Genomic DNA, 26,230 nt, shown 5'->3' with positions numbered 1-26,230 from the left:
GCCCGGTTCGTTGTCGCTTACTGCTCGCTTTCTTTAACGCGTTCGATATTGGCGCCCAGCGCGCGCAGCTTATCTTCAATGCGCTCGTAGCCGCGATCGATATGATAAATACGATCGACTATCGTCACGCCGTCGGCGACGCAGCCGGCCAGCACCAGGCTCGCGGAGGCGCGTAAATCCGTCGCCATAACCTGCGCGCCGGACAGCTTCTCCACGCCGTGGCAAATCACCGTGTTGCTTTCGATTTCGGCCTGAGCGCCCATGCGGATCAGCTCCGGCACGTGCATAAAGCGGTTTTCAAAAATCGTCTCGGTGATCACGCCGGTGCCTTCCGCCACCAGATTCAGCAGGCTGAACTGCGCCTGCATATCCGTCGGGAAACCGGGATGGGGCGCGGTGCGAATCGTCACGCCTTTCGGACGCCGGCCGTGCATATCAAGACTGATCCAGTCCGCGCCCGTTTCGATATCCGCCCCCGCTTCACGCAGCTTCGCCAGCACCGCATCCAGCGTATCGGGACGGGTGTGACGACAAACAATCTTACCGCGGGATACCGCCGCGGCCACCAGGAATGTCCCGGTTTCGATGCGATCGGGCACCACGCGATACACGCCGCCGCCCAAACGCGCCACGCCTTCGATGGTGATTTTATCGCTGCCCGCGCCGCTGATTTTAGCGCCCAGCGTATTCAGGAAGTTCGCCGTATCGACAATTTCCGGCTCGCGCGCCGCGTTTTCAATCACGGTGGTGCCTTCCGCCAGGGTTGCCGCGCTCATGATCGTCACCGTGGCGCCCACGCTGACTTTATCCATGACGATATGCGCCCCTTTCAGACGGCCGTTCACCGAGGCTTTGACATAGCCCTCTTCCAGGACGATCTCCGCGCCCAATTGCTCCAGGCCGTTGATATGTAAATCAACCGGACGGGCGCCGATGGCGCATCCTCCCGGCAGCGACACCTGTCCCTGACCAAAACGCGCCACCAGCGGCCCCAGGGCCCAAATGGAGGCGCGCATGGTTTTCACCAAATCATAGGGCGCGCAAAATACATTAACCTTGCCGGCGTCGACGTGTACCGAACCATTACGTTCAACGCGCGCGCCCAGCTGGCTAAGCAGCTTCATTGTGGTATCAATGTCTCTCAGCTTGGGTACATTCTGGATCTCTACCGGTTCTTCCGCGAGCAAGGCGGCGAACAGGATGGGCAGAGCCGCGTTCTTGGCTCCGGAAATAGTGACTTCACCGCAAAGCCGGGTCGGCCCCTGCACACGAAATTTATCCATAGCGACTGTTTCTCAGTGTTTCAAATTCAATATTGCGCCGCGAACTACGGCTTAAAAGCCATTAAGCTTACGGTCACGCTGCCACTCTTCCGGCGTATACGCCTTGATGGACAGAGCGTGGATGCGGTTATCCGCAATATACTCCATCAGCGGAGCATAAACGGCCTGTTGTTTCTTCACCCGATTCATGCCGGCGAACAGCTCGCCTACGGCAATAACCTGAAAGTGGCTGCCATCGCCCGATACGTGGGCTTCATCCAGCGCCAATGCACTCATCAGCACGTCTTTAATTTCATTATTTTCCATCGCTCTCGATTTCTATGTCAGGGGGATGATAAACAGAAGGGGTATATTAGATGAATACGCAGCGCTCTTAAACAGGGAAAAGCCCCTAATGCCTAACGCCAAAAGGGGATTCGAACAGCTCGCTGGCTACGCCGCCGGCTCGACGGGAATGATTTCATTCAGGTTATACAACGCAATCAGCGTTTTTAACCGATCGTCCGCGCCGATAATTTTTAGCGTCCCTCCGTTCTGGGCGCGCTGGTAATAAAAATGGATCAACAGGGCCAGACCGGCGGAGTCGACACGGCTTAACCCGGACACATCCAGCACGCTCTTATCGGCCAGCAACAGGTCGCGCTGCTGCCAGAGCGGCAGCAGCGTCTCGCGATCCAGCCCGCCGGCTAACGCCAGCGTTGACTGCTGCGAACGCCAGCTCAGTGCATTATCCATGCTTTCCTACCCCGATCAGTTTTGCTTATCCAGCGTAATCGGCTGTTTCGCGGCGTTTTCCAGCTGCTGAGTCAGGCCATCGACGCCTTTCTGGCGCAACGTCGTCGCCCATTCGTTTTGCTTGGTGGTGATCATGCTGACGCCTTCGGCGATCATGTCATAAGCCTGCCAGTTGCCGGACTGCGTATTCTTGCGCCACTGAAAATCAAGGCGAACCGGCGGACGGCCGCCGTTATCGAGAATCGTTACGCGAATGGCGATAATGCCGGCGTCGCCCAGCGGCTGCTCGGGAGCGATCTGATAAGTCTGCCCGTGATATAACGCCAAAGCCTGCCCGTAGGCCTGCTCCAGATAGGCTTCGAACGCTTTGAAATAGGCGTCGCGCTGGGCCGGCGTCGCGTCCTTATAGTAACGGCCGAGCACCAGCGCCCCGGCATATCTGATCTGCACGTAAGGCAGAAGCTCTTCGCGCACGACGCTGCGCAGATAGTCCGGATTTTGCCTGATGCGCGGCTGTTCGGTTTTCAAGCGGGTAAAGGTTTTCTCCGCCGCCTCATTCATCAGGCGGTAAGGATTGGTTTGATCCGCGGCGCCGGCCAGCGGCGCGACCACCAGCAAAGCCACCATCAGTAAACGTTTTAACATACAGCGATCCTCTTATGGATGTGGAGTAACGGGCTGGCTCTGAGGCGCGGGCGCCGCCGTAGAACCCGCGGCCGGAGCGGAATTTTCCTGACCGGCATTATCCTCGTTATTGCCGCCGCTTTTATATAAGAATTGGCCGATGAGGTCCTCCAGCACCATGGCGGATTTGGTGTCCTGGATAACGCCGCCGTCTTTTAAGATTGCGGTTCCCATCTCTTCATCCTCAAAACCGATATTCAGCGCCAGATACTGCTCGCCCAGCAGGCCCGAAGTCCTGATAGCCAGCGAGCTGGTGTCGGGAATATGGTTATAGCGTTGCTCAATATCCATCGCCACGCGCGGCAGGTAGGTTTTCTCATCGAGCGAAATATCCGCCACTCTGCCGGCCACCACGCCGCCAATCTTGACCGGCGAACGCGCCTTCAGGCCGCCGATATTGTCGAACGTCGCGTATAAACGGTACGTCGATTCACTGCCGATTGACTTGAGATCGGCCACTTTCAGACACAAAAAGATGATGGCGCACAGCGCAATCAGCATAAATGCGCCAACCCAAATTTCACTTTTCTTCGTTTGCATCGACTTAGTTCCCAAACATCAGTGCTGTCAGCACAAAATCCAATCCCAATACCGCCAGTGAGGAGTGCACCACGGTACGGGTCGTCGCACGGCTGATCCCTTCTGAAGTAGGAATCGCGTCATAACCGTTAAAGAGCGCAATCCAGGTCACAGTAATGGCGAACACGACGCTCTTAATCACGCAGTTCAGCAGATCCTGCCGCCACTCGACGGCGCCCTGCATCGCCGACCAGAAAAATCCGCTGTCTATGCCTTTCCAGCTAACGCCGACCAGCGCCCCGCCCCAGATGCCGATGGCGACGAAGATGATCGACAGCAGCGGCATGCTGATCGCGCCGGCCCAGAAACGCGGGGCGATCACGCGTCTCAGCGGATCGACGGCCATCATTTCCATACTGGAAAGCTGCTCGGTGGCCTTCATCAGGCCAATCTCCGCCGTCAGCGCCGACCCGGCGCGGCCGGCGAACAGCAGCGCCGTCACCACCGGACCGAGCTCGCGCAGCAGCGACAGCGCCACCATCATGCCCAGACTGGCTTCGGCGCTGTAGGTGGTCAGGACAAGATAGCCCTGCAGGCCCAGCACCATACCGATAAACAGCCCCGACACCATAATGATCAATAGCGACTGCACGCCCACGCTATACAGCTGCTTGATCAACTGCGGCCACTGTTTACCGAACTCAGGCTTGCCCACCAATGCATTAAACAACATCAGTCCGGCGCGGCCAAAAGAAGCGCAGGTGGCGATTCCCCGGCGTCCGAGCGACGCCAATGCCTGTAAAAACATCAATTAATTAGTCCTCGGTTGAACCCAGCAGCGCGGCTTTGTAATCGCCCGCCGGATACCTGAAAGGCACCGGCCCATCGGCAACGCCGTCCAGAAACTGGCGTACGCGGGAGTCGTCGTTCGTTTGCAGCTGCGCCGCCGTGCCTTCGGCGATGACCTGCCGATCGGCGATGATATAGGCGTAGTCGGCGATGCTCATCACTTCCGGCACGTCATGGGAAACGACGATACAGGTGACGCCCAAGGCGTGATTCAGCTCATCGATCAGCTTCACCAGCGTCCCCATGGTTATCGGATCCTGCCCGACGAAAGGCTCGTCAAACATAATCAGCTGCGGATCGAGCGCAATCGCCCGCGCCAGCGCGGCGCGGCGCGCCATCCCGCCGGAAAGCTCCGCGGGCATCAGCGCGGCCGCGCCGCGCAGGCCTACCGCTTCCAGTTTCATCATGACGGTGCTGCGCAGCAGCGGCTCCGGCAAACGGCTGTGCTCGCGCAGCGGCCAGGCGACGTTGTCAAACACGTTCAGATCGGTAAATAACGCGCCGGACTGAAACAACATGCTCATCTTTTTGCGCGATTCATACAGCGCGGAGCGTGAAAGCGTCGGGATATTGTCGCCGTCAAACCAGATTTCGCCGCTATCCGGCGGTATCTGTCCGCCAATCAAACGCAGTAGCGTGGTTTTACCGATGCCGGACGGCCCCATAATGGCGGTGACTTTCCCCTTGGGGACATTGAGCGTGATATCGGTAAAAATCTGTCGCTTACCGCGCCGAAAGCTCAGGCCGCGAATTTCAACCAGATTAGGCGTTTCATGGCCCGTCATACTATTTCCTTACCAATCATCATGTTACGAATTTTTATCCCAAATTAGCCAATAACTGTCATGTGAACGCATCTATAAAGCGTAACGGCTGCCCCTGTTCATGGACCGAGTTTTACAAAAAATTACCGCGGGTTCTTGTCCAAAGGGGCTGAACAAAACCGCCGCAGGTTTTACTTTTCCGCCTCACGCAGTCAGAATTAGCGCTAATAATGGGAAGCCCCCTTTTCGTCCGGTACGGCTGGTTTATGTGGTTAATAAACCGGTGATTATACCTCAATAAAGGACGCTGCATGCTTTTTGCGACGGTACTCTTGATAGTTGGTTTAGTTTTGCTGGTCTATGGCGCCGATCGCCTGGTCTACGGCGCCGCGGTTCTTGCGCGTTCCCTGGGGATCTCCCCGCTGATTATCGGTATCGCCATCGTGGGTTTCGGCACCTCGCTGCCCGAACTGATCGTCTCCGTCACGGCGGCGCTAAACCAGCAGATTGATATGACCGTGGGAAATGTGCTGGGTTCAAATATCGCCAATATTCTGTTGATTCTCGGCGGCGCGGCGCTGATTCGTCCGTTGACGGTCTATTCCGAACTGTTGCGCCGTGAATTCCCGCTTATGCTGCTGGTCACCGTATTGTGCGGTTTTCTGCTGCATGATAGCTACCTGAGCCGCGCCGACGGCGTGATACTGCTGATCGCCGCCGCGCTGTTTTTCTGGCTGATGTTCAGAATGACGCGGCGCGCCCAGCAGGAGGGGTCCGACAGCCTGGCGCGCGAACAGATGGCGGAGCTGCCGCAGGAAGACAGTAATCAGACGGTCGCCGTTTTATGGCTCATCCTCGGCCTGATTATTCTGCCGATGGCCGCCCGCATGGTGATCGACAACGCCACCGTGTTGGCCCGCCATTTCAATATCAGCGAACTGACCATCGGGCTGACCGTTTTGGCCGTCGGCACCAGCCTGCCGGAGCTGGCGACGGCGATTGTTGGCACGCTGAAAAAAGAAGATGATATCGCGCTGGGCAATCTGATCGGTTCGAATATTTTTAATATCACGATCGTGTTGGGCGTACCGGCGCTGCTTTCTCCGGGCGTCATCAATCCGCTCGCATTCCGGCGCGATTACTGGGTCATGCTGGGAGCCAGCGCGCTGTTGACCGCGCTTTGCCTCGGCAGGAAACGCCGCATCGGACAAGGCGCCGGCGCGCTGCTATTGTGCGCGTTCGTCGCTTACCTTGCGGCGTTGTTCCTTTTTTCCTAACCAGAACATCAAAACAAGCAGGATTATCCAGGTATGTCACATTTTGAGCTACAACCCGGTTTTGATTTTCAGCAGGCTGGCAGGCAGGTTCTGAGCATCGAACGCGACGGGCTGGCGCAGCTCGATCGCTACATCGACGCCAACTTTACTCAGGCCTGTAAGAAGATATTCTACTGCCAGGGGAAAGTGGTGGTGATGGGCATGGGGAAATCGGGCCATATCGGCTGCAAGATGGCCGCCACCTTCGCCAGCACCGGCACCCCCGCCTTTTTCGTTCATCCGGGGGAAGCCAGCCACGGCGATCTGGGGATGGTCACTGCGCATGATATTGTGATCGCCATTTCCAACTCCGGCGAATCCAATGAAATTCTATCGCTGATTCCGGTATTGAAGCGCCAGAAAATATTCCTGATCTGCATGACGGGCAACCCGGAAAGCACCATGGGCAAAGCCGCCGACATCCATTTGTGCGTTCACGTTCCGCAGGAAGCCTGTCCGCTTGGACTGGCGCCGACCAGCAGCACCACCGCAACGCTGGTGATGGGCGACGCCATGGCGGTGGCGCTGCTGCAGGCGCGCGGCTTCACCGCCGAAGATTTCGCCCTCTCCCACCCCGGCGGCGCGCTGGGACGCAAACTTCTGCTGCGCGTCAGCGATATTATGCATTCGGGCGATGAGATCCCGCACGTGCCTCTTGACGCCTCTCTGCGCGACGCGCTGTTGGAAATTACGCGCAAAAATCTGGGGATGACGGTAATCTGCGACGCAGAAATGAATATTCAGGGGATCTTCACCGACGGCGACCTGCGGCGGATTTTCGACATGAATATTGACTTGAATAGCGCGCGTATTGCTGATGTTATGACCGCGGGCGGCATTCGCGTTACGCCGCAGACGCTGGCGGTAGACGCCCTGAACCTGATGCAATCCCGCCATATTACTTCGCTGTTGGTCGCGGAGGAGAGCCGGCTGCTCGGCATCGTTCATATGCACGATATGCTGCGCGCCGGCGTAGTGTGATAAAGGGTGTGATTAATCCCATACTGTAGAAAAAGAACCAAGGATAAAGCTGAATGAGTAAAAGCGGCGCGCAAACCGATACCTGTTACGGCCCCGTCGATCGCCAGGTGCTGGAGAAGGCGCGCGAAGTGCGTCTGTTGATTTGCGACGTGGACGGCGTGCTGTCTGACGGCCTGATTTACATGGGCAACCAGGGCGAAGAGCTAAAAGCGTTTAACGTCCGGGACGGCTACGGCATCCGCTGTTTGCTGACCGCCGGGATCGAAGTCGGCGTCATTACCGGGCGCTCGGCCAAGCTGCTGGCCGATCGTTGCGAAACGTTGGGAATTACGCATCTTTATCAGGGACAGGCGGACAAGATTTTGGCCTTCGACGATCTGTTGGATAAACTGGCGCTGCCAGCCGAGCAGGTTGCCTATATCGGCGATGACCTGATCGACTGGCCGGTGATGTCCCGGGTCGGGCTCAGCGTTGCCGTTGCCGACGCGCACCCGATGCTGCTGCCGCGCGCCGATTATGTCACGCGCATCGCCGGCGGACGCGGCGCCGTACGCGAGCTTTGCGATTTAATCCTGTTCGCGCAAGATAAGCTGGATCAGGCCAAAGGGTTGTCGATATGAGTAGAACGAAGCGTTGGCTGACGGCCTTGCTGGCACTGCTGGTTCTGGTTTTGATCGGTTGGAATCTGACCGATGGCGATACGGAGGCGCCGCCGGATACCCCGGATAACGCGGCGCCGGTTTATACCAGCGAGAAAACCACCACGCTGGTTTACAGCCCGACAGGCAGGCTCAGCTACCGGCTGATTGCCGATAAAGTGGAATACTTCGACGACGATCAGCTCAGCTGGTTCACAACCCCGGTCGCGACGCTGTTTAACGAACAGGGGACGGCCACCTGGTCGGTGCGCGCCGATCGCGCCAAGTTGACCAAAGAAAAAATGCTCTATCTGTATGGCCGCGTCGAGGTCAACAGCCTGACGAATGATTCACAATTGGAGCGGATTAAAACCGACAACGCCCAGGTCAATCTGGCGACTCAGGATGTCTCTTCCGACGATGAGGTCACCCTATATGGCGCGAGTTTCACCTCTAACGGAATGAAAATGCGTGGTAATCTGCGTGAGAAGAGAGCCGAGTTGATCGAAAAGGTAAAAACCTCTTATGAAATTCAAAACAATAAATAGCCCGATGCGCAACGCCCTGTTCGCCGGTTCGCTGTTGGCCGTCAGCGTTTCCGCCGCGGCCGTGACCGGGGACAGCAATCAGCCGATTCACATTGATTCAGCGCAGCAATCCCTGGATATGCAGGGCAACACCGTGACCTTCACCGGCAACGTGGTGGTCAAACAGGGAACGATTGAGGTCAAAGCCGATAAAGTGGTGGTGACCCGTCCACAGGGTGAGCAGGGGCGCGAAGTGGTGGAGGGCTACGGCAACCCGGTCACGTTTTACCAAATGCAGGACAACGGCAAGCCGGTAAAAGGCCACGCCCGGAAGATTCGCTACGAGCTGGCCAATGATTTTCTGGTGCTGACCGGCGACGCCTATCTGGAACAGATGGACAGCAACGTTAAAGGCGATCGCATCACCTATCTGGTGAAACAGCAGCAGATGGAAGCGTTCAGCGATAAAGGCAAACGCGTTACCACGGTATTGGTTCCTTCCCAGCTTCAGCAAAAGGGAAACAAGGAACCGACCTCCAGCTCTCAACAACAGAAACCGCGAGTTACCGAATAACCTATGGCAACATTAATCGCAGAAAATCTGGCGAAGGCGTATAAAGGCCGTAAGGTCGTGGAAGATGTCAGCCTGACCGTTAACTCCGGTGAGATTGTCGGCCTGTTGGGTCCGAACGGCGCCGGGAAGACCACGACCTTTTATATGGTGGTGGGGATCGTGGCGCGCGACGAAGGGCGGATCGTGATCGACGATGAGGAGATCAGCCTGCTGCCGCTTCACGAACGCGCGCTGCGCGGGATCGGCTACCTGCCGCAGGAAGCCTCGATCTTCCGCCGCTTAAGCGTGTATAACAATCTGATGGCGGTGTTGCAGATCCGTAAAGATCTGACCGCTGAGCAGCAGGAAGATCGCGCCAACGAACTGATGGAAGAATTCCATATTATTCATTTGCGCGATAGTCTGGGACAATCGCTTTCCGGCGGAGAACGACGCCGGGTGGAGATTGCCCGCGCGCTGGCGGCGAATCCGAAATTTATCCTGCTGGATGAGCCTTTCGCCGGCGTCGATCCTATTTCGGTGATTGATATAAAAAAAATAATTGAACACCTGCGCGACAGCGGACTGGGCGTATTGATCACCGATCATAACGTGCGCGAAACGCTGGACGTCTGCGAGCGCGCCTATATCGTCAGTCAGGGGCATTTAATCGCCCACGGTTCGCCGGCGGAAATACTGGCCGACGAACAGGTGAAACGCGTCTATCTAGGCGAAGGCTTCAGACTTTGATAGGGTAGGTTCTTAACTGCATGTTCTATAACCAAAATAATTCGAGTTGCCGAACAAAAACGCCAAAGCGTTTTTGAACAGCGCTTGCGGCGGCCCCAACGGGGCGAGTAACCAAGCCAACGCACAGGCAATTTGAAGTATGACGGGGATATAAAGGAATTTAGCGCAACTTATGAAGCAAGGTTTGCAACTCAGGCTTAGCCAGCAACTGGCCATGACTCCACAGCTACAGCAGGCGATCCGCCTACTGCAGCTGTCCACGCTTGAACTGCAACAAGAGATTCAACTGGCGCTGGAAAGCAATCCGTTACTTGAGCAGACGGACAATCACGAAGAAGTAGAGTCATTTGAGGCCACGGACAGCGATTCGCTGGATACCGGCGAAGCCCTTGAAAATAAAGATATGCCGGAAGAGCTGCCGCTTGACGCCACCTGGGATGAGATCTATTCCGCAGGCACGCCGTCCGGCACCGGCACCGATTACCGCGATGAAGAATTGCCGGTCTACCAGGGGGAAACCACCCAGACGCTTCAGGACTACCTGATGTGGCAGGTCGAGCTGACGCCTTTTTCCGATACGGACGCCGCGATAGCGATAGCCATCGTCGATGCCGTGGACAACACCGGTTACCTCACCGTGCCGCTGGCGGACATTCTTGACAGCATCGGCGATGAAAACGTCACGCTGGATGAAGTCGAAGCCGTGTTAAAACGGGTTCAGCGTTTCGACCCCGTCGGCGTGGCGGCGCGCGATCTGCGTGATTGCCTGCTGGTGCAGCTTTCCCAATTCGCCGACGACACCCCGCGTCTTGCCGAAGCCCGGCTGATCGTCAGCGAGCACCTCGACCTGCTGGCGAATCACGATTTCCGCAGCCTGATCCGCGCCACCCGGCTGAAGGAGGAGGTATTGAAAGAGGCGCTGGCGCTGATTCAGTCCCTCGATCCGCGCCCCGGCCAGTCCATCAATACGGGCGAGTCGGAATATGTGATCCCGGACGTTCTGGTGCGCAAAATTCACGGCCGCTGGGTGGTCGAACTGAACACCGACAGCGTTCCCCGGCTGCAGATTAATCAGCAGTACGCCGCGCTGGGCAACAGCGTGCGCAGCGACAGCGACGGCCAGTTCATCCGTAGCCATCTGCAGGAAGCGCGCTGGTTGATAAAAAGCCTGGAAAGCCGTAACGATACGCTGCTCAAGGTTACCCGCTGCATCGTCGAACAGCAGCAGGCGTTCTTCGATCAGGGCGAAGAGTTTATGAAGCCGATGGTGCTGGCTGATATCGCCCAGGCCGTAGACATGCACGAATCCACCATTTCCCGCGTCACCACGCAGAAGTTTCTGCACAGCCCGCGCGGCATTTTTGAATTAAAATACTTCTTCTCCAGCCATGTGAATACCGACAATGGGGGGGAAGCCTCCTCAACGGCGATCCGGGCGCTGGTCAAGAAGTTAATCGCCGCGGAAAACCCCGCCAAACCGTTAAGCGACAGCAAGCTTACCTCGCTGCTCTCCGAGCAGGGCATTATCGTGGCGCGGCGTACCGTGGCGAAGTATCGAGAGTCTTTATCTATCCCTCCATCAAATCAGCGTAAACAACTGCTTTGATCTCAACTAGAAGGAAGACACTATGCAGCTCAACATTACCGGACACCATATCGAAATTACCGAGCCTCTGCGCGATTTCGTGAATACCAAGTTTGCTAAGTTGGAGCAATTTTTTGACCGCATTAACCAGGTCAACGTGGTGCTGAAAGTGGAGAAAGTGCAGAAAATCGCCGACGCCACGCTCCACGTTAACGGCGGGGAGCTGCATGCCACATCGGAAGCGGAAGATATGTACGCCGCCATCGATTTACTGATTGATAAGCTGGCCCGGCAGCTAAACAAGCATAAAGACAAGCTCAAACAGCACTGATTTTCCTCTCCGCACGTTTAAGCGGAGAACAGCCGGGCCCATAAACCGATGGGTCCGGTTCAACTGAAGCGAACGTGTCGTCAAGTGAATATAAAATGAACAACGAGCCCATTTTGCAACTCAGCACCGTGTTACGCCCCGAATGCACCCGCAGCGCCGTTCATTGCCAGAGCAAGAAACGGGCGTTGGAAATCATCAGCGAGCTGGCCGCCAAACAGCTTAATCTGCCTTCGCAGATTATCTTTGACGCCCTGCTCACCCGTGAACGCATGGGCAGCACCGGCATCGGAAACGGCATCGCCATCCCTCACGGTAAGCTGGAAGGAGAGGATGTACTGGGAGCAATCGGGGTATTTATCCAACTGGAGCAACCCGTCGCGTTCGACGCCGTAGATAACCAGGGCGTTGATTTACTTTTTGCCTTGCTGGTTCCGGCGGAACAATGTAAAACCCATTTACATACGCTATCGCTGGTAGCCAAACGTCTGGCCGATAAAACCGTTTGCCGCCGTCTGCGCGCCGCGCAGAGCGATGAAGAGCTGTATCAGATTATGACGGAAGCCGGTTGAATCGGGTGATGAGACGGATGATACATAGCGGCCTGGTCTGCAATACCCAGGTTATGATTCATTGCGAAAACGATGACGTCGCAAGCTCGCCGTCACGTCGTCAGAGGGGAGTGGTCAGATGGTGCTGATGATCGTCAGCGGTCGCTCAGGCTCAGGAAAATCCGTGGCCCTGCGCGCGCTGGAGGATATGGGGTTCTACTGCGTGGATAACCTTCCCGTGGTTCTGCTGCCGGAGCTGGCCAGTACGCTGTCGGCCCGGAATATCTCCGCGGCGGTCAGCATCGACGTGCGCAATATGCCGGAATCGCCGGAAATCTTCGAACACGCGATGGCGCAGCTGCCGCAAAGTTTCTCGCCGCAGCTGCTATTTCTGGACGCCGACCGCAATACGCTGATCCGCCGCTACAGCGATACCCGCCGTTTACACCCTCTGTCCAGCAAAAACCTCTCGCTGGAAAGCGCCATCGACGAAGAAAACGATCTGCTGGAGCCCCTGCGTTCGCGCGCCGATCTGATCATCGATACCTCGGAGATGTCGGTACATGAGCTGGCGGAAATGCTGCGCGCCCGTCTGCTTGGCAAACGCGAACGCGAACTGACGATGGTTTTTGAATCTTTCGGCTACAAACACGGCATTCCCATCGACGCCGACTATGTGTTTGACGTGCGTTTCCTGCCGAACCCGCACTGGGATCCGAAACTGCGCCCGATGACCGGTCTGGATAAGCCCGTCGCCGCGTTCCTCGATCGGCATACCGAAGTGCATAACTTCATCTATCAGACCCGCAGCTATCTGGAGCTGTGGCTGCCGATGCTGGAAACCAACAACCGCAGCTATCTGACCGTCGCCATTGGCTGTACCGGCGGTAAACACCGTTCCGTTTATGTCGCGGAACAGCTGGCTGATTATTTCCGCTCCCGCGGCAAGAATGTACAGTCCCGCCACCGCACGCTGGAAAAACGCAAATAATCATGACCGTTAGACAATCCGTTGAAATAAAAAACAGGCTGGGTATGCACGCCCGTCCCGCCATGCAGCTGTTTGAACTGGTGCAACGCTTTGATGCCGAAGTGATATTGCGCAATGGCAGCGGCACCGAAGCGGAAGCCAGCAGCGTCATCGCCATGCTGATGCTCGACTCGGCCAAAGGCTGCGTCATCGAAGTGGAAGCGACCGGGCCGGATGAAACGCAGGCGCTTGCCGCCGTCATCGGGCTGTTCGAGGCCGGATTCGACGAAGATTAGCCATTGATTAGCAGGCTATCCGCCTGCATTCGTGACGGCGATCGCTTCCCTTTCCCTCACGAACCCCCTACTATCCCGGTAAACCCTATTTTCTTACGCCCCCCGCGCTCACCCGCGGGGGGTTGCTTTTATATCATCTGAAAACATCAACTGGAGAGGAGTATGACGAAACCTAACCTGACAATCAGCGAACTGGATGCGGAACGTCTGGATATGTTATTGGAGCAGCCCGCTTTTGCGGACAGCGATATCGCGCAGGCGTTGAACGAGGAGCTGGATCGGGCGGAGATACTGCCTCCGCGGGCGATCCCCTCCGATGTCGTAACCATGAACAGTCGGGTGCGTTTCCGCGATCTCAACACCAACGAAGAGCACGTCCGCACGCTGGTTTATCCGGCTTCGGCGCAGGACAGTCACTCCCAGCTGTCGGTAATGGCGCCGCTAGGCGCGGCGCTGCTGGGCATGCACGTCGGCAACGCCATCGCCTGGCGGCTGCCAAACGGCGAAGAAACGCGCATCGACGTGCTGGAACTGCTTTATCAGCCTGAAGCCGCGGGCGAGTACCACCGCTAAGCCGGCGGAAGGGCGCGCCGGAAAAGGCTGGCGAACGGCGGCCCGCGGCGACGCCCTATTCCCCGGCGATCTTCATCTCGGGCAGCAGCACGGAACCGCACTGGATATTGCTGCGGGTTTCGATATCGTTGCCCGCCGTCACAATATTGCGCAACATCTCTTTCAGGTTGCCGGCGATGGTAATCTCGCTGACCGGATACTGAATTTCGCCGTTTTCGACCCAGAAACCGGAGGCGCCGCGGGAGTAATCCCCCGTCACGCCGCTTACTCCCTGCCCCATTAGCTCGGTCACCAGCAGGCCCTTGCCCATCTGCTTGAGCAGTCCGTTGAAATCCAGCCCCTGCCCGGCAATGCGCCAGTTATGGATGCCGCCGGCGTGGCCGGTGGTGCGCATCCCCAGCTTACGCGCGGAGTAACTCGTCAGCAGCCAGGTTTGCAGCACGCCGTCTTTGACGATTTCACGCGCCTGCGTGCGCACGCCTTCGCTGTCAAACGGCGTGGAAGCCAGTCCTTTGCGCAGATGCGGCAGCTCTTCAATCGTCAGCCATTCCGGCAGAATCTGCCGGCCCAGTTGGTCCAACAGGAAAGTGGATTTACGATATACGCTGCCGCCGCTGATGGCGCCGACCAGATGGCCGAACAGTCCGGTAGCCACTTCGGCGGAGAAAAGGACGGGAGCCCGCATGGTCGGCAGCTTGCGCGGGGACAACCGCGACAGGGTGCGGCGCGCGCACTCTTCTCCCACCCATTCCGGCGAACGCAACTCATCCAGCGAGCGGCCGATGGTATAAGCATAATCGCGCTCCATCTCGCCGTTCACTTCGGCGATCACGCAGCTGGACATGGAGTGGCGGCTGGAGCAATAGCTCTGCAGCATACCGTGGCTATTGCCAAAAACCTTGATGCCATAATGGCTGTTAAAACTGCCGCCTTCGGTATTGATGATGCGCTTATCGGCCTGCAGCGCCGCCTGCTCGGCGCGGGCCGCCAGCTCAATGCCGCGCTCCGCGTCCAGATCCGACGGATGAAACAGATCCAGATCCGGCGCATCGAAGGCCAGCAGATCTTTATCCGCCGGTCCGGCGCACGGATCGGCGGAAGTATAGCGGGCGATATCCAGCGCGGCCTGTACGGTGCGGGCTATCGCTTCCGGACTAAGATCGGTGGATGACGCGCTGCCTTTGCGCTGCTGGCGATACACCGTAATGCCCAGCGCGCCGTCGCTGTTAAATTCAACGTTTTCAACTTCGCCATAGCGGGTGCTAACGCCGATTCCCGTCGTTTTCGACACCGCGACTTCCGCCGCGTCCGACCCCGCCCGCGCCAGTTCCAAAGCCTGAGCAACCGCCTGTTCCAGCGCTTTACGCTGTTGTGCAACCTGAGAGATTATCGTCATCGTCCTGCCATAATGCGTAAGAAAACACCATGTCGCTGAGTCTAACAGAATCTCCGGGGAAGCGCGCCTTTCGCCGCCTCTCGGCATCAGTGATACTTTCATACCGATCAGGGTGCCGACAAAATGGTTATCCGTCATCCCAACCCCGCCATCCCGCATCCCAACCCGCCATCGGCCGATTCCCCCCGACGAGTTTATGGCCCGGGAGGCGGTAAAGCGGTCACGGCGCGTTGGATGCCCAGGCGGAATGCGCGAACAATTTCGCATAAAGCTCAAACCTGTTAGGATCGGCTTATTTTCTATGATGGGCGCCTTGCCCGTCTTCCTAAGGATCCCACCATGAGCAAGAAACCCGAAGACTGGCTTGATGAAGTCCCGGACAATAATGAAGATGACGATGATGAAATTATCTGGGTCAGCAAAAGCGAGATAAAACGCGATGCCGAAGCGCTGAAAGATCTCGGCGCGGAGCTGGTCGAGCTGGGTAAAAACGCGCTGGAACGCATCCCGCTGGATGACGATTTGCGCGCGGCGATCGAACTGGCGCAGCGCATCAAGAAAGAGGGCCGCCGCCGCCAGTTACAGCTTATCGGCAAGATGCTGCGCGCTCGCGATCCGGAGCCGATTCAAACCGCGCTGGATAAGCTGAGAAACCGCCATAATCAGCAGGTGGTGCTTTTCCACAAACTGGAACAGCTGCGCGATCGCCTGATGGCCGAGGGCGACGACGCGATCCCCGAAGTTCTGGCGCTCTATCCCCATGCGGATCGCCAGCAGTTGCGCTCGTTGATACGCAACGCTCAGAAGGAGAAAGCCGCCAATAAGCCGCCAAAATCCCTGCGCCAGATTTTCCAATACCTGCGTGAGCTGGCGGAAACCAACGAATAGCGAAAGTGAAAAGCGGCGGGCCGTAGGTAGCGGGCGGTTCTCCGCCTCAATGACGAACAGCCGCCTCGCGCGTCATAACCGCGCCGGCCGACGCCTTATCCTTGCGTGATAAGCGGTCTGGCGGCACCGGCCTCGTCGCTCCTGCCTGATAAGGTGAATACGCGCATTGACGCTTCCAGCAAATCCGCCTGATCGGCCAGAGATTGAGTGGCGGACGAAGCCTCTTCAACCAGCGCCGCATTTTGCTGCGCCACCTGTTCCAGCTGCGTTACCGCGACATTGACCTGCTCAATCCCCTGGCTCTGTTCTTCCGAGGCTAATGAAATACCGGAAACCAGCTCCTTCACTTTACCCACTTCCGCCAGCAGGTTTTCCATCTCTTTCCCGGAGACGGCCGCCAGCGCGGAGCCCTGCTGTATTTTACTGCCGGTATCTTCAATCAACTCTTTGATTTCTTTCGCCGACGTAGCGCTGCGCTGCGCCAGATTGCGCACTTCGGAAGCCACCACCGCAAAACCTTTTCCTGCCTCGCCGGCCCGGGCCGCCTCCACCGCGGCGTTCAGCGCCAATATATTGGTTTGGAAAGCGATAGAATCGATGACGCCGATAATGCTGGAGATCTTCTCCGAACTTGCGGAGATATCCTGCATCCGGTTAACAATGTTGGTAATGTTCTCGCCGTTCTTTTGCGCCAATCCGGTCATGTTCTCCGTCATTCCGGTGACCAGGCGGGTATTTTCGGTATTCTGTTTCACCGACGAGGTCAGCTCCTCCATGCTGGCGGCCGTTTGCTCAATCGATGACGCCTGCTCTTCCGTGCGTGACGACAGATCCTGGTTGCCGGCGGAGATCTGGCGGGTGCCGACGGAGATAACTTCGGAAGAGGCCCTGACGTCGGAAACGATAACCTTCAGCGACTGCTTCATATCCTCCAGCGAGGTCAACAGTCCCCCCATTTCCGTTTTCGGCTGATGCGGAATATCGAGCGACAGGTCGCCTTTAGCGATCAGGCCGAAGATATGCTTAGCCTCATTGATCGGCGTGAAAATAATCGCGCTCACCAAGGCTTTGGACAAGAAAATCAAAATAATCGATAAAATAATGGCGGCGACCACCACCCCGACGTTGATTTTATAGGAAGCCGCCGAATGCTCGATTTCCCGATCGCCGAGCGCGCTGGCAAAAGAGGAGAACTCGGCGATGCTTTTTTGCAGCGCTTCGCCTTTTTTCGAAACCGTGGTGGTTATCAACTCATAAAAAAGATCCAGATTCCCCGCGTCCAGCGCTTGCCTGGCGGGGGTAATGCCGTCTTTTATATAGTTGTCGTAGGCCTGCTCGATATTAAGACGCAACTGCCGCCCGCGTTCCGTCACCGGAACAATACCGCGCAGCGTCTCCATATTTTTATGCGCGGAACTGAAGTAGCCGTCCGCTTTGCTCTCCATGCCATTGACGCTTTTTCCATCTTCTCTGGCCATGGCCATGTTATAAAGAACGATTCTTCCGCTTAATAGATCGGAATAGAGCGCGTAGAGCGGATTAAGCTGATCCCCTTCAATCCGGTCTATGGTATATAAAGCATCTTTACTTTTCGTCAGCGCGCTGATACTAAAAACGCTGACGCAGATAAGCGACAGGCTGAACAACCCGATAATTATCGTCAGCCCCAGACTTATTTTTATTTTCTTAAACATCTCCACCTCCAAAAATATTCGCAACGGTCACTATCGTCCCGGTTTGACGAATCTTTATTACCGGCGATTTATTTAAAATAATCATCCATCAACAAAGAAAAAATAAGGCAATAACCTCAAATATTATTTATTTTATAGCAATTAATGTTGGCATACCGTTATTGAGCATTGTGATAATTCCATCGTAAAACGGTTTAATTCTCATTTAAATATTGCGTCAAAAAACGAATAATTCACATTACGAAAACAGGCGAAAAAAAGCTCAGTCGGGGGAGAATGAAAAATCACACAACCAACTGATTTTACTATATTAATTTTAATTAATTACGCTAAATCAGCGCGCAGGAAAAATAAGAGAGAACGATAGTTCGGCAAAAATATGAATATTTACCAGGCGATAATGAAAGAATATTCATTTCCGGGGGAATATATACTCTAAATAATTCGAGTTGCAGGACAAAAACGCCAAAGCGTTTTTGAACAGCGCTTGCGCTGACCCCGAAGGGATGAGGCCATTAGGCCGAATAACGCGGCATTGCTGCGACAAACTCGTCAGGAACGAATTTGACCAGCCAAAAGCTGGCCTGCGGTGAGAGACAGGATGTCTCTCATTAATCCCCAGGAACTTACTGAAGTCAAGTGACCGGGGTGAGCGACAAATCTGCCGGGAGCAGATTTGAACGCCGCTTGCGGCGGCCTGTAGCGACCGCCGTTTTTGTCTATCGCCCGGCGGGCTACGCCGTGCCGCCCACGGTAAGGTTATCCAATTTCAGCGTCGGCTGCCCCACCCCTACCGGCAGGCTCTGCCCCTCTTTACCGCAGACGCCCACGCCTTTATCCAGCGCCAGATCGTTGCCCACCATCGAAATCTGCTGCATCGCCTCGATGCCGGAGCCGATAAGCGTCGCGCCTTTCACCGGGCTGGTAATCCGGCCTTTCTCAATCAGATAGGCCTCCGATGTGGAAAAGACGAACTTGCCGGAGGTAATATCCACCTGGCCGCCGCCGAAATTCGGCGCGTACAGGCCGTAATCAACGCTGGCAATAATCTCTTCCGGCGTCGATTTTCCATCCAGCATATAGGTATTGGTCATACGCGGCATCGGCAGATGCGCATAGGATTCGCGGCGGCCGTTCCCCGTCGGGGCGACGCCCATCAGGCGGGCGTTCAGCTTATCCTGCATATACCCTTTCAAGATCCCGTTCTCGATCAGCACGTTATACTGTCCCGGCACCCCTTCGTCATCCATCGCCAGCGAGCCGCGGCGATGATCCAGCGTACCATCGTCAACCACCGTGCATAGCTCGGACGCCACCCGTTGGCCCATCTGACCGCTGAAGACCGACGTTCCGCGCCGGTTAAAATCGCCTTCCAGGCCGTGTCCCACCGCTTCATGCAGCAGCACGCCCGGCCAGCCCGCGCCCAGCACCACCGGCATGGAGCCCGCCGGCGCCGCAATCGCCGACAGATTGACCAACGCCATACGCACGGCTTCCTTCGCCCAGGCATCCACGCGCGCTTCGCCTTCCGCGGCTTCCCAGAAATAGTCATAGCCGCTACGCGCGCCGCCGCCGCTGGACCCGCGCTCACGCTTACCGTCCGCCTCCACCAGCACGCTGATGGATAGGCGCACCAGCGGGCGGACATCGGCCGCCAGCGTGCCGTCGGTGGCGGCGACCAGCACCAATTCATACACGCCGGTCAGGCTGGCGGTCACCTCCTGCACTCTGGCGTCGGCGGCGCGAGCCACGGCGTCCGCACGCTGCAACAGGGCGATTTTATCTTCGCGGCTCAGGCTATCCAGCGGATTGAGCGGGGAGTACAGCGTACGGTGGGAAACTTCGCCCAGCGTATGCACCGCGCCATTGCCCTGCTCACGCACGATGCTGCGCGCCGCCTGCGCGCTCTGGCGCAGCGCGTTCAGCGTGATCTGATCGGCATAGGCAAAGCCCGTTTTTTCGCCGCTGACGGCGCGGATCCCCACCCCCCGATCGATATTGTAGGAGCCGTCCTTGATAATACGGTCTTCCAGCACCCAGGATTCATGATGGCTAGACTGAAAATAGAGATCGGCATAATCCAGACGACGTTCGTTTAACGCGTCCAGCACGGAAGAGAGGTCTTGAATACGCAAATTGTTGGCGGTGAGTAATTGCTCACTGACAAAAGACAGGCTCATATTTTTCACTCTTTATTAAATGAAATCGGGTGGGTGAAGCGCGCATACTTCAGCGCTCGGCCAAGGCTACTTGGCCTTATTGTGGCTCGCTTCACGCAGCACTTCCTGAATCTTCGGCTGATCAAGGCTACCGGAAATTTGGTAGCGGATCAGCGAAATTTTATTCCATAGCGGAGCCAGCACCTTACTGGCGGCGAACACGGCGGCGCCCACCACCGGGTTGACGACAAATGCCGTCGCGACCCCCACGGTCGCAGAGATTTCCGGTGCGATGACCGCCTCCATATCGATCTGACGGTTCGCCAAATCGATATCCCCCTTCATGGCGATATCCGCTTCCAGCCCATCCACCAGCATATCGTCGGTGTGCAGAACCCCGTCTTTAATCCACGCCGTGCTGCGGATGGAGTCGAAGTAAAAGCCGCGGCCGAAGGTATCGCTGAAATCAAGCTTAAGCTTGCGCATCAGGGCGTCAAAACTGACCAGCCGCAGCAGTTGGCCGGCCTGCCCGGCGCCGACGTCGGCGATTTCTCCCTTACCTATCCGCGTATGCAGTATGCCGCTCAGGCTGGCGATATCGGGCGCCCAAGGCGTGCCGCGCCAATACAGGTCGTAATCGACATTGAAAGATCCGGCATGCAGCGGCGTATCAATGCCAAACCATTCGGCGTTTTGCAGCAGGCTATCGCCCGATACGCTCCCCTTCAGCGCGGTGCGCGCCCCTTCGGCGTTTTCCTGCCAGCTGCCGCTCACCGTCAGACGCGCTTTCCCCGTATCAATGACGCCATCGCTCAGGGTCAATTTCCCTTTTTCCGGCAGCAAAGTGCCCTGCACCTGCCCGAAATTCTGCCCGATGAACCAACACTGGCGGCAATTTATCTGTAATGCCGGCCAATTATCGAAGCGGATGCCTTGCTCGTTCAGCGGCGATTTGTTCTCAGCCAGCGCGATCGGGTTAGTCGCCTCATCGCCCTTCCACTGCGGGTTGTAGTAGAGATAGCGAATATCGCTGCGCCACATCCCGCGCCCGGGAATATCAAGGGAGGCGTCGACTTCACGCCCCTTAACCTGCAGCGCGTTCCCGCTACCCAGGGTGGTTTTACTGGTCACCGACAGATCGTGCCACCGCTGCCCCAGCAGATTCAGCGACGGCGTCCGCAGCGTCACCTCGGCGGGAAACAGCAAGCGGCCGGCCGACGCATCGCTCTTCACGGACGAACGCGCGGAGGGCAGCAACCCAAGCCAGCGCTCGCCGTCCAGCGGCGGCAGATCGAGCACCAGAGCCGATTCCGCCGGCAGAGGCGGCGCTTTGGCGCCTTTGCGCCAGGCGGCCCGCGCCAGCGTCACCGTGTTGCCTTGCAGCAGCCACTGACTGTTAAACGCATGATCTTTACCCAGCGAGCCGTGCAGTTCAAAACCGCTCAGCCCGCCGTTCACCTTCACCTGTAGGGGAAGTTTTTCACCGGACGATTTGCCCAGCGGATCGGGTAAGCGACTGCTCACTTTGTCCAGAGACGCCAGAACATCGACGCTGTAAGCCGCCTTGCCGCTATGCGGCAATGTTACGGAGACCGTGCTTTTCCAATCCGCGCTGCCGGAGAGGTTATCCGCCGCCGGCTTCGGCAATCCCGGAAAAAGCGCGGGCCGCCACTCGCCCTGAAGGCCGACGTTAACCACAAACGCCTTCTCCTGTTCTTCGGTGGTGAAGTCCACCGTCATTGGCTGATTCAGCCAGTTGGCCCGCAGCGTTTCGCTGCGCAGATTGCCGTTGTCGTAACGGAAACGGCCGGTCAGGTTTTTTATCGTGGTTGACAGCGGTTTGATGTAAAGGCTGCTGTCGTTCAGCGCGATATTGCCGCTGGCCTGCACCAACCCTCCCGCCAGCGGGATATCGAGATGCAGCGTCCCCTGTACCGGGCCGCCGATTTTCAGTTCCTCAAGCGCGGCCCCCAGCGACGGTTTCAGCGGCGTCTGCTGGAAGTAATCGCCGATATCCGCGCCTTCGCCCGCCAGCTCGCCGTCGACCCGTAAACGCTCTTGCTGGTAATCGGCAATGACCGCGCTGATATTCCTGCCATCCACCGCCCCCAGCGAGGTGTGCGGCGCCGACATCCATAGGCCGTTATTGGCGAAATCGAGATTGATGTCCAACGGCGTCAGCGCCGGCCATCCCGGCTGAAACGCAAAGGTGGAATTTTTAACCGGCGCCCAAACCTCAAACTGCCCTTCGTTGTCGATAAAAGGGAAATGCCGCGGGTTGCCGGCGAAGATCAGCGTGCCGTTGTCCACATATCCGCCCTTCAGCGCGCCGCTCAGATAGTCGACAAGATGCGCGCCCATAAAGGGCTCCGGGTAATAACGCCAGGCATCGGCGGCATCCGTCAAACGCAGACCGGCGAGAATATCCAGTCTGGGCTCGCCGGCCGCGGGCTGCCGATAGTGGAAATCGCCGTTTACCCATAGCGATTTGGCCTGAACGTCAAGCCCATGGCTCCAAAGCTCCCAGCCCTGACCGTCGTAGCGCCAGTCAAGGTCCGCGCTGGCCTGATTGATTTCCAGCGGCGCCCGGAACATGCCGTTATTGGGTAACGAACTGTTTGCCAATCTCAGCGCCAGCCGCCCGCGCTCGGCGCTGCCGCTCGCGGAACCCGAAAAGCGCTCCACGCCCGGCAGATGCTGCCACGCCTGCCAACTCACATCGCGCCACCGCGCCTGAAAACGGGTTTTTTCCGCCTGCTTCAGCGGAATATCCAGCGCCAGAGCGTCAAGCGCGCCTTTGGGCTGCATGGCATCCCAGCGCGCTTTCAGCGTGGGGGTGGCGGTGGATAACAGCGGCAGCAGGCTTCCCAGGCGCGTCAAATCCAGATTGCCGGCCCGGATACGCAACTCGCCCTGGCTGTCCGTTCCCGGCGAGGAGTCCTTCTCCGGCAGCCAGAGCGCGGAAAGCCGGCCGCGCGGCCAGGCAACGCCGTCGGTGGCCAGGTTCAGCGCCGGTACCGCCAATCGCCAGCCGTTATCCTGGCGGCCGACGTGCAGAACCATATCGTCCACGCTCAGGCGGTGGCGCTGTTCTCCCTCGCCCCAGCTGGCGGCGCCCTGATTCAGAAACACGTCCGCGCCCTGGATATCGCCCCCGCTGACGTTAAGCCAGGCCGACAGGCTGAAATCCGCGCTCTCCAGCCCGGTATTACTCTTCATCCAGCGGCTCAGCCAGGGTTTCATGTCGATATTGTCGGCCTGCAGATAGAGGGTGCCGTTATTGAGCCGCCCCTGCGCATCGTCCAGATCCATTCGCATCTGAACCACGCCGTGCTGACCGTTAAAACTCGACAGGCTGATCAGCCCCTCGGCGCGGTGGCGCTGGTCGGCGTTCAGCCAGGTTAATTGGGGAATGCTGAATTCGGCGTGGGAGCCGGACGGCGTAAGAAACGTGATATGGCTGTCGCGCAGATCGAAGTGGTCGAACTGGCGCAGGAAAAGATCGCCCAGCCTGCCGGACGCCATTAGATCGCCATCCTGGCGTCGCCCGGTAAGCGTGGTATTCAGATTAAGCCGCAGCTGATGGAAAGTCAGATCGCGGAACTGCCAGCGCCCGTGCAGTAAAGATTGCCAAACATCCAGCGCCAGGGTAATCCGCTCAACCCGCCAGTCGGACTCCGGCAGAGCGGCCTGAAGCCGTTCGATTTCCAGCGTAGGGCCGAAAGACTCCCAGCGTCCGTTAAGCGCCCCGATCTCCAGCGGCACCCCGGAGACAGACTGGACCCACGCCACCAGTTGGGGCCGGAAACGCTCAAGCTGCGGCAGCGCCAATCTTAAACCGCTGACTAACAGCGCGACAATCACGATAAGAGTGGCGCCCGTCGCTAATAATATTCCGGGCAGTCGCCTCACATAATGCTCCTTGTTTTTATCGCCGGCGACGAGCGAAGGCCGTTTTCACTGGGTCTTGCGCCAAGAGGATAAGCATGGCGCAAGACCTCCCGGCTGAAGCCTTATCGCCGCGCTTTCCCTAACTCCGGGCTTAATGTCATAAGGGGGAGTTACGCTGTCCGCACGTGCCTGAAAAAGCACGCCGCGGCTGATTGAAGCGCAGGTTGATTGCATCACGGCCTATCTACATCATAACCACGTCGAACTGTTCCTGGCTATACAGAGGCTCAACCTGCACTTTCACCTGTTTGCCCACGAAAATTTCCACCTCGGCCAGCGCGTGCGACTCTTCGCTTTTCAGCGCTTCCCCCACCGCCGGCGACGCATAGACCAGGAAGCGATCGGTATCGTAAGCATGATGAACGCGAACGATTTCGCGCATAATCTCGTAACAGACGCTTTCAACGGTTTTCACCCTGCCGCGCCCCTGGCAAGTCGGGCATTCGTTGCATAATACGTGCTCTATACTCTCACGGGTTCGCTTACGCGTCATCTCCACTAATCCTAGTTGAGAGAAACCATTAATACTGGTTTTTACCCGATCTTTACTTAACGCCTGTTCCAGGGAGTGCAGCACGCGGCGGCGGTGATCTTCGTTGTTCATATCGATGAAATCGATGATGATGATGCCGCCGAGGTTGCGCAGGCGCAGCTGGCGCGCTATCGCCTGCGTCGCTTCGATATTGGTGTTGAAAATGGTCTCGTCCAGATTGCGGTGGCCGACGAACGCCCCGGTATTGATATCGATAGTGGTCATAGCCTCAGTCTGATCGATAATCAGATAGCCGCCCGATTTCAATTCCACCTTTCTTTCCAGCGCCCGCTGAATTTCATTTTCCACGTCAAACAGATCGAAGATGGGTTGCCTGCCGGCGTAGTGCTCCAGCTTATTGGTCATTTCCGGAATATATTCGGCGGTAAATTCCAGCAGCGAATCGTAGGTCAGCTTGGAGTCCACGCGGATGCGATCCAGCGCCTCGCCGGCGAAATCGCGCAGGACGCGCTGCGCCAGCGCCACTTCGCCATAGAGTTTATACTTGGTCTGGTTACGTTTTTTTCGCTCCATGACCTTGCTCCACAGGCGTTTTAAAAACGCCGCATCCTGAGAGAGCTCCTCCTCGCCGATCCCTTCGGCGGCGGTGCGGATTATAAAACCGCCCTGTTCGTCGCAATAGTCCGCGACCGTTTTTTTCAAGCGCTCGCGCTCGGCTTCGCTCTCAATGCGCTGCGAAACGCCGACGTGCGAAGAGCCTGGCATAAAAACCAGATAGCGCGACGGCAGCGTGATATCGGTCGTCAGCCGGGCGCCTTTGGTGCCCAGCGGATCCTTAACCACCTGGACCATCAGGTCCTGTCCCTGGCGAACCAGCTCGGCGATATCGCGCACATGAAAGTTCTTCTGCTCGTCGCCGGCGACGCACTCCGTATGCGGCATAATGTCGGACGCGTGCAGGAAGGCGGCTTTATCCAGCCCGATATCGACAAAGGCCGCCTGCATACCCGGCAATACCCGGCTTACTCGGCCTTTATAGATATTACCGACGATGCCGCGTTTGGATTCGCGCTCAATATGGATCTCCTGCAAAATACCGCCGTCGATATAGGCGACCCGCGTCTCCGACGGCGTGACGTTTACCAGTAACTCAGCAGTCATGTTTTCCTCTCGCAATCCGCAACGCAGCAAAATTACTAAATAACTCATTGGTTTCCACCAAAGGCAATCCTACCACCGCGTGGTAGCTTCCCTTGATGGATTTGACAAAGCATCCGCCTTTTCCCTGAATGCCATAAGCCCCGGCCTTATCCATCGGCTCGCCGCCGGCGATATAATGGACGATATCCTGACGGGAAAGCGTGCGAAAGACGACATCGGTAATAACCAGACTACTTAAAATATCCTGTTTATCGGCCAGCGCCACGGCGGTCATCACCTGGTGCCGTTGGCCGGAAAGCTGCGTCAACATCTGTTCAGCATGGGCCTCAGTGCGCGGTTTTTCCAGCACCTGCCCGTTCAAAACCACAATAGTATCGGCGCCCAGCACCGGCAAATCCAACGGCGCGGCCGCGACGCCGGCCGCCGCTTTTTCATGCGCCAGTCGGCGCACATAGGTTTCCGCCGCCTCATTCGGCAAACGTCGCTCTTCCACCGCCACGCTCAGATGCGCAAAAGGAATGTCGAGCAGCGCCAGCAGCTCGCGCCGACGGGGAGAAGAAGATGCCAGATAGAGTTGGGTCATGGG

General features: G+C 57.4%; 26 protein-coding genes. 13 read left to right on the top strand and 13 right to left on the bottom strand.

The genetic code is table 11. The features are described 5' to 3' along the window. Positions 1 to 17: 17 nt before the first annotated feature. The 7 genes from murA to mlaF form a co-directional block, all read right to left on the bottom strand. Complete coding sequence (gene murA, locus VSX58_RS07765) at positions 18 to 1,283, bottom strand: UDP-N-acetylglucosamine 1-carboxyvinyltransferase (RefSeq protein ID WP_327614629.1); 1,266 nt, start codon at positions 1,281 to 1,283, stop codon at positions 18 to 20. A 51-nt stretch (positions 1,284 to 1,334) separates the two neighbouring features. Then, positions 1,335 to 1,589, bottom strand: a complete 255-nt coding sequence (ibaG, locus tag VSX58_RS07760) for a BolA family iron metabolism protein IbaG (RefSeq protein WP_327617585.1) — start codon at positions 1,587 to 1,589, stop codon at positions 1,335 to 1,337. 126 nt (positions 1,590 to 1,715) lie between these two features. Next, the gene (mlaB, locus tag VSX58_RS07755; RefSeq protein ID WP_327617583.1) at positions 1,716 to 2,018 is read right to left on the bottom strand and encodes a lipid asymmetry maintenance protein MlaB; all 303 of its coding nucleotides are present in this window, start codon (positions 2,016 to 2,018) and stop codon (positions 1,716 to 1,718) included. 15 nt (positions 2,019 to 2,033) lie between these two features. After that, positions 2,034 to 2,663 carry a phospholipid-binding protein MlaC gene (gene mlaC / locus VSX58_RS07750; RefSeq protein ID WP_327617582.1) on the bottom strand — a complete coding sequence of 210 codons (630 nt, stop codon included), beginning with the start codon at positions 2,661 to 2,663 and terminating at the stop codon, positions 2,034 to 2,036. A gap of 12 nt (positions 2,664 to 2,675) precedes the next feature. After that, positions 2,676 to 3,242: an outer membrane lipid asymmetry maintenance protein MlaD gene (mlaD, locus tag VSX58_RS07745; RefSeq protein ID WP_327617581.1), complete on the bottom strand. Its 567-nt coding sequence runs from the start codon at positions 3,240 to 3,242 to the stop codon at positions 2,676 to 2,678. A gap of 4 nt (positions 3,243 to 3,246) precedes the next feature. After that, on the bottom strand, positions 3,247 to 4,029 hold the full coding sequence (gene mlaE, locus VSX58_RS07740) for a lipid asymmetry maintenance ABC transporter permease subunit MlaE (protein WP_327617897.1): 783 nt from the start codon (positions 4,027 to 4,029) through the stop codon (positions 3,247 to 3,249). 7 nt (positions 4,030 to 4,036) lie between these two features. Beyond that, entirely contained in the window at positions 4,037 to 4,855 is an 819-nt protein-coding gene (mlaF, locus tag VSX58_RS07735) for a phospholipid ABC transporter ATP-binding protein MlaF (protein WP_327614634.1), read from the bottom strand. 290 nt (positions 4,856 to 5,145) lie between these two features. On the opposite strand from mlaF, the gene VSX58_RS07730 reads away from it, so the two are divergent. From VSX58_RS07730 to rnk, 12 genes are all read left to right on the top strand, one after another. After that, a complete protein-coding gene (locus VSX58_RS07730; RefSeq protein ID WP_327614635.1) occupies positions 5,146 to 6,111 on the top strand; it encodes a calcium/sodium antiporter in 966 nt (321 codons plus the stop codon). Between the two features lie 33 nt (positions 6,112 to 6,144). Next, positions 6,145 to 7,131, top strand: a complete 987-nt coding sequence (kdsD, locus tag VSX58_RS07725) for an arabinose-5-phosphate isomerase KdsD (protein WP_327617580.1) — start codon at positions 6,145 to 6,147, stop codon at positions 7,129 to 7,131. A gap of 53 nt (positions 7,132 to 7,184) precedes the next feature. Then, complete coding sequence (gene kdsC, locus VSX58_RS07720) at positions 7,185 to 7,751, top strand: 3-deoxy-manno-octulosonate-8-phosphatase KdsC (RefSeq protein ID WP_327614637.1); 567 nt, start codon at positions 7,185 to 7,187, stop codon at positions 7,749 to 7,751. Next, complete coding sequence (gene lptC, locus VSX58_RS07715) at positions 7,748 to 8,317, top strand: LPS export ABC transporter periplasmic protein LptC (RefSeq protein ID WP_327614638.1); 570 nt, start codon at positions 7,748 to 7,750, stop codon at positions 8,315 to 8,317. Before kdsC ends, lptC begins: the two co-directional genes overlap by 4 nt. Then, positions 8,295 to 8,870, top strand: coding sequence for a lipopolysaccharide ABC transporter substrate-binding protein LptA (gene lptA / locus VSX58_RS07710; protein ID WP_327614639.1), 576 nt, complete (start codon positions 8,295 to 8,297; stop codon positions 8,868 to 8,870). The genes lptC and lptA overlap by 23 nt, the downstream gene beginning before the upstream one ends. Before the next feature lie 3 nt (positions 8,871 to 8,873). Beyond that, positions 8,874 to 9,599 carry an LPS export ABC transporter ATP-binding protein gene (gene lptB / locus VSX58_RS07705; protein WP_327614640.1) on the top strand — a complete coding sequence of 242 codons (726 nt, stop codon included), beginning with the start codon at positions 8,874 to 8,876 and terminating at the stop codon, positions 9,597 to 9,599. 172 nt (positions 9,600 to 9,771) lie between these two features. Then, complete coding sequence (rpoN, locus tag VSX58_RS07700; RefSeq protein WP_327617579.1) at positions 9,772 to 11,205, top strand: RNA polymerase factor sigma-54; 1,434 nt, start codon at positions 9,772 to 9,774, stop codon at positions 11,203 to 11,205. A 22-nt stretch (positions 11,206 to 11,227) separates the two neighbouring features. Then, positions 11,228 to 11,515, top strand: coding sequence for a ribosome hibernation promoting factor (gene hpf / locus VSX58_RS07695; RefSeq protein ID WP_327614642.1), 288 nt, complete (start codon positions 11,228 to 11,230; stop codon positions 11,513 to 11,515). 95 nt (positions 11,516 to 11,610) lie between these two features. Continuing rightward, entirely contained in the window at positions 11,611 to 12,084 is a 474-nt protein-coding gene (gene ptsN, locus VSX58_RS07690; RefSeq protein ID WP_327617578.1) for a PTS IIA-like nitrogen regulatory protein PtsN, read from the top strand. A 118-nt stretch (positions 12,085 to 12,202) separates the two neighbouring features. Beyond that, positions 12,203 to 13,054 carry an RNase adapter RapZ gene (gene rapZ / locus VSX58_RS07685; RefSeq protein WP_327617577.1) on the top strand — a complete coding sequence of 284 codons (852 nt, stop codon included), beginning with the start codon at positions 12,203 to 12,205 and terminating at the stop codon, positions 13,052 to 13,054. A 2-nt stretch (positions 13,055 to 13,056) separates the two neighbouring features. Continuing rightward, positions 13,057 to 13,329: a PTS phosphocarrier protein NPr gene (npr, locus tag VSX58_RS07680; RefSeq protein WP_327617576.1), complete on the top strand. Its 273-nt coding sequence runs from the start codon at positions 13,057 to 13,059 to the stop codon at positions 13,327 to 13,329. Between the two features lie 162 nt (positions 13,330 to 13,491). Then, positions 13,492 to 13,902: a nucleoside diphosphate kinase regulator gene (gene rnk, locus VSX58_RS07675; RefSeq protein ID WP_327617575.1), complete on the top strand. Its 411-nt coding sequence runs from the start codon at positions 13,492 to 13,494 to the stop codon at positions 13,900 to 13,902. Between the two features lie 55 nt (positions 13,903 to 13,957). On the opposite strand, the gene pmbA is transcribed toward rnk, so the two are convergent. Next, positions 13,958 to 15,298: a metalloprotease PmbA gene (gene pmbA, locus VSX58_RS07670; protein WP_327617574.1), complete on the bottom strand. Its 1,341-nt coding sequence runs from the start codon at positions 15,296 to 15,298 to the stop codon at positions 13,958 to 13,960. A gap of 339 nt (positions 15,299 to 15,637) precedes the next feature. Here pmbA and yjgA point away from each other — a divergent pair, with 339 nt between their 5' ends. Then, positions 15,638 to 16,186, top strand: coding sequence for a ribosome biogenesis factor YjgA (yjgA, locus tag VSX58_RS07665; RefSeq protein WP_327617573.1), 549 nt, complete (start codon positions 15,638 to 15,640; stop codon positions 16,184 to 16,186). 95 nt (positions 16,187 to 16,281) lie between these two features. Here the strand turns inward: yjgA and VSX58_RS07660 are convergent, their stop codons facing one another. From VSX58_RS07660 to VSX58_RS07640, 5 genes are all read right to left on the bottom strand, one after another. After that, positions 16,282 to 17,880, bottom strand: coding sequence for a methyl-accepting chemotaxis protein (locus tag VSX58_RS07660; protein WP_327617572.1), 1,599 nt, complete (start codon positions 17,878 to 17,880; stop codon positions 16,282 to 16,284). Between the two features lie 734 nt (positions 17,881 to 18,614). After that, on the bottom strand, positions 18,615 to 20,060 hold the full coding sequence (gene tldD / locus VSX58_RS07655) for a metalloprotease TldD (protein ID WP_327617571.1): 1,446 nt from the start codon (positions 20,058 to 20,060) through the stop codon (positions 18,615 to 18,617). Positions 20,061 to 20,126: 66 nt separating this feature from the next. After that, positions 20,127 to 23,951, bottom strand: coding sequence for an AsmA2 domain-containing protein YhdP (gene yhdP, locus VSX58_RS07650; protein ID WP_327617570.1), 3,825 nt, complete (start codon positions 23,949 to 23,951; stop codon positions 20,127 to 20,129). Positions 23,952 to 24,174: 223 nt separating this feature from the next. Beyond that, positions 24,175 to 25,644 (bottom strand): ribonuclease G, encoded by a 1,470-nt coding sequence (rng, locus tag VSX58_RS07645; protein ID WP_327614652.1) that lies wholly within the window; start codon positions 25,642 to 25,644, stop codon positions 24,175 to 24,177. Next, positions 25,634 to 26,227 carry a Maf family protein gene (locus tag VSX58_RS07640; protein WP_327617569.1) on the bottom strand — a complete coding sequence of 198 codons (594 nt, stop codon included), beginning with the start codon at positions 26,225 to 26,227 and terminating at the stop codon, positions 25,634 to 25,636. The genes rng and VSX58_RS07640 overlap by 11 nt, the downstream gene beginning before the upstream one ends. Positions 26,228 to 26,230: the final 3 nt, after the last annotated feature.

It is taken from the genome of Brenneria populi, assembly GCF_036016195.1.
In the GTDB taxonomy this organism is placed as follows: Bacteria; Pseudomonadota; Gammaproteobacteria; order Enterobacterales; family Enterobacteriaceae; genus Brenneria; species Brenneria populi.
The sequence above is the reverse complement of the archived record's forward strand: the minus strand, read 5'-3'. Positions and strand labels throughout refer to the sequence as shown.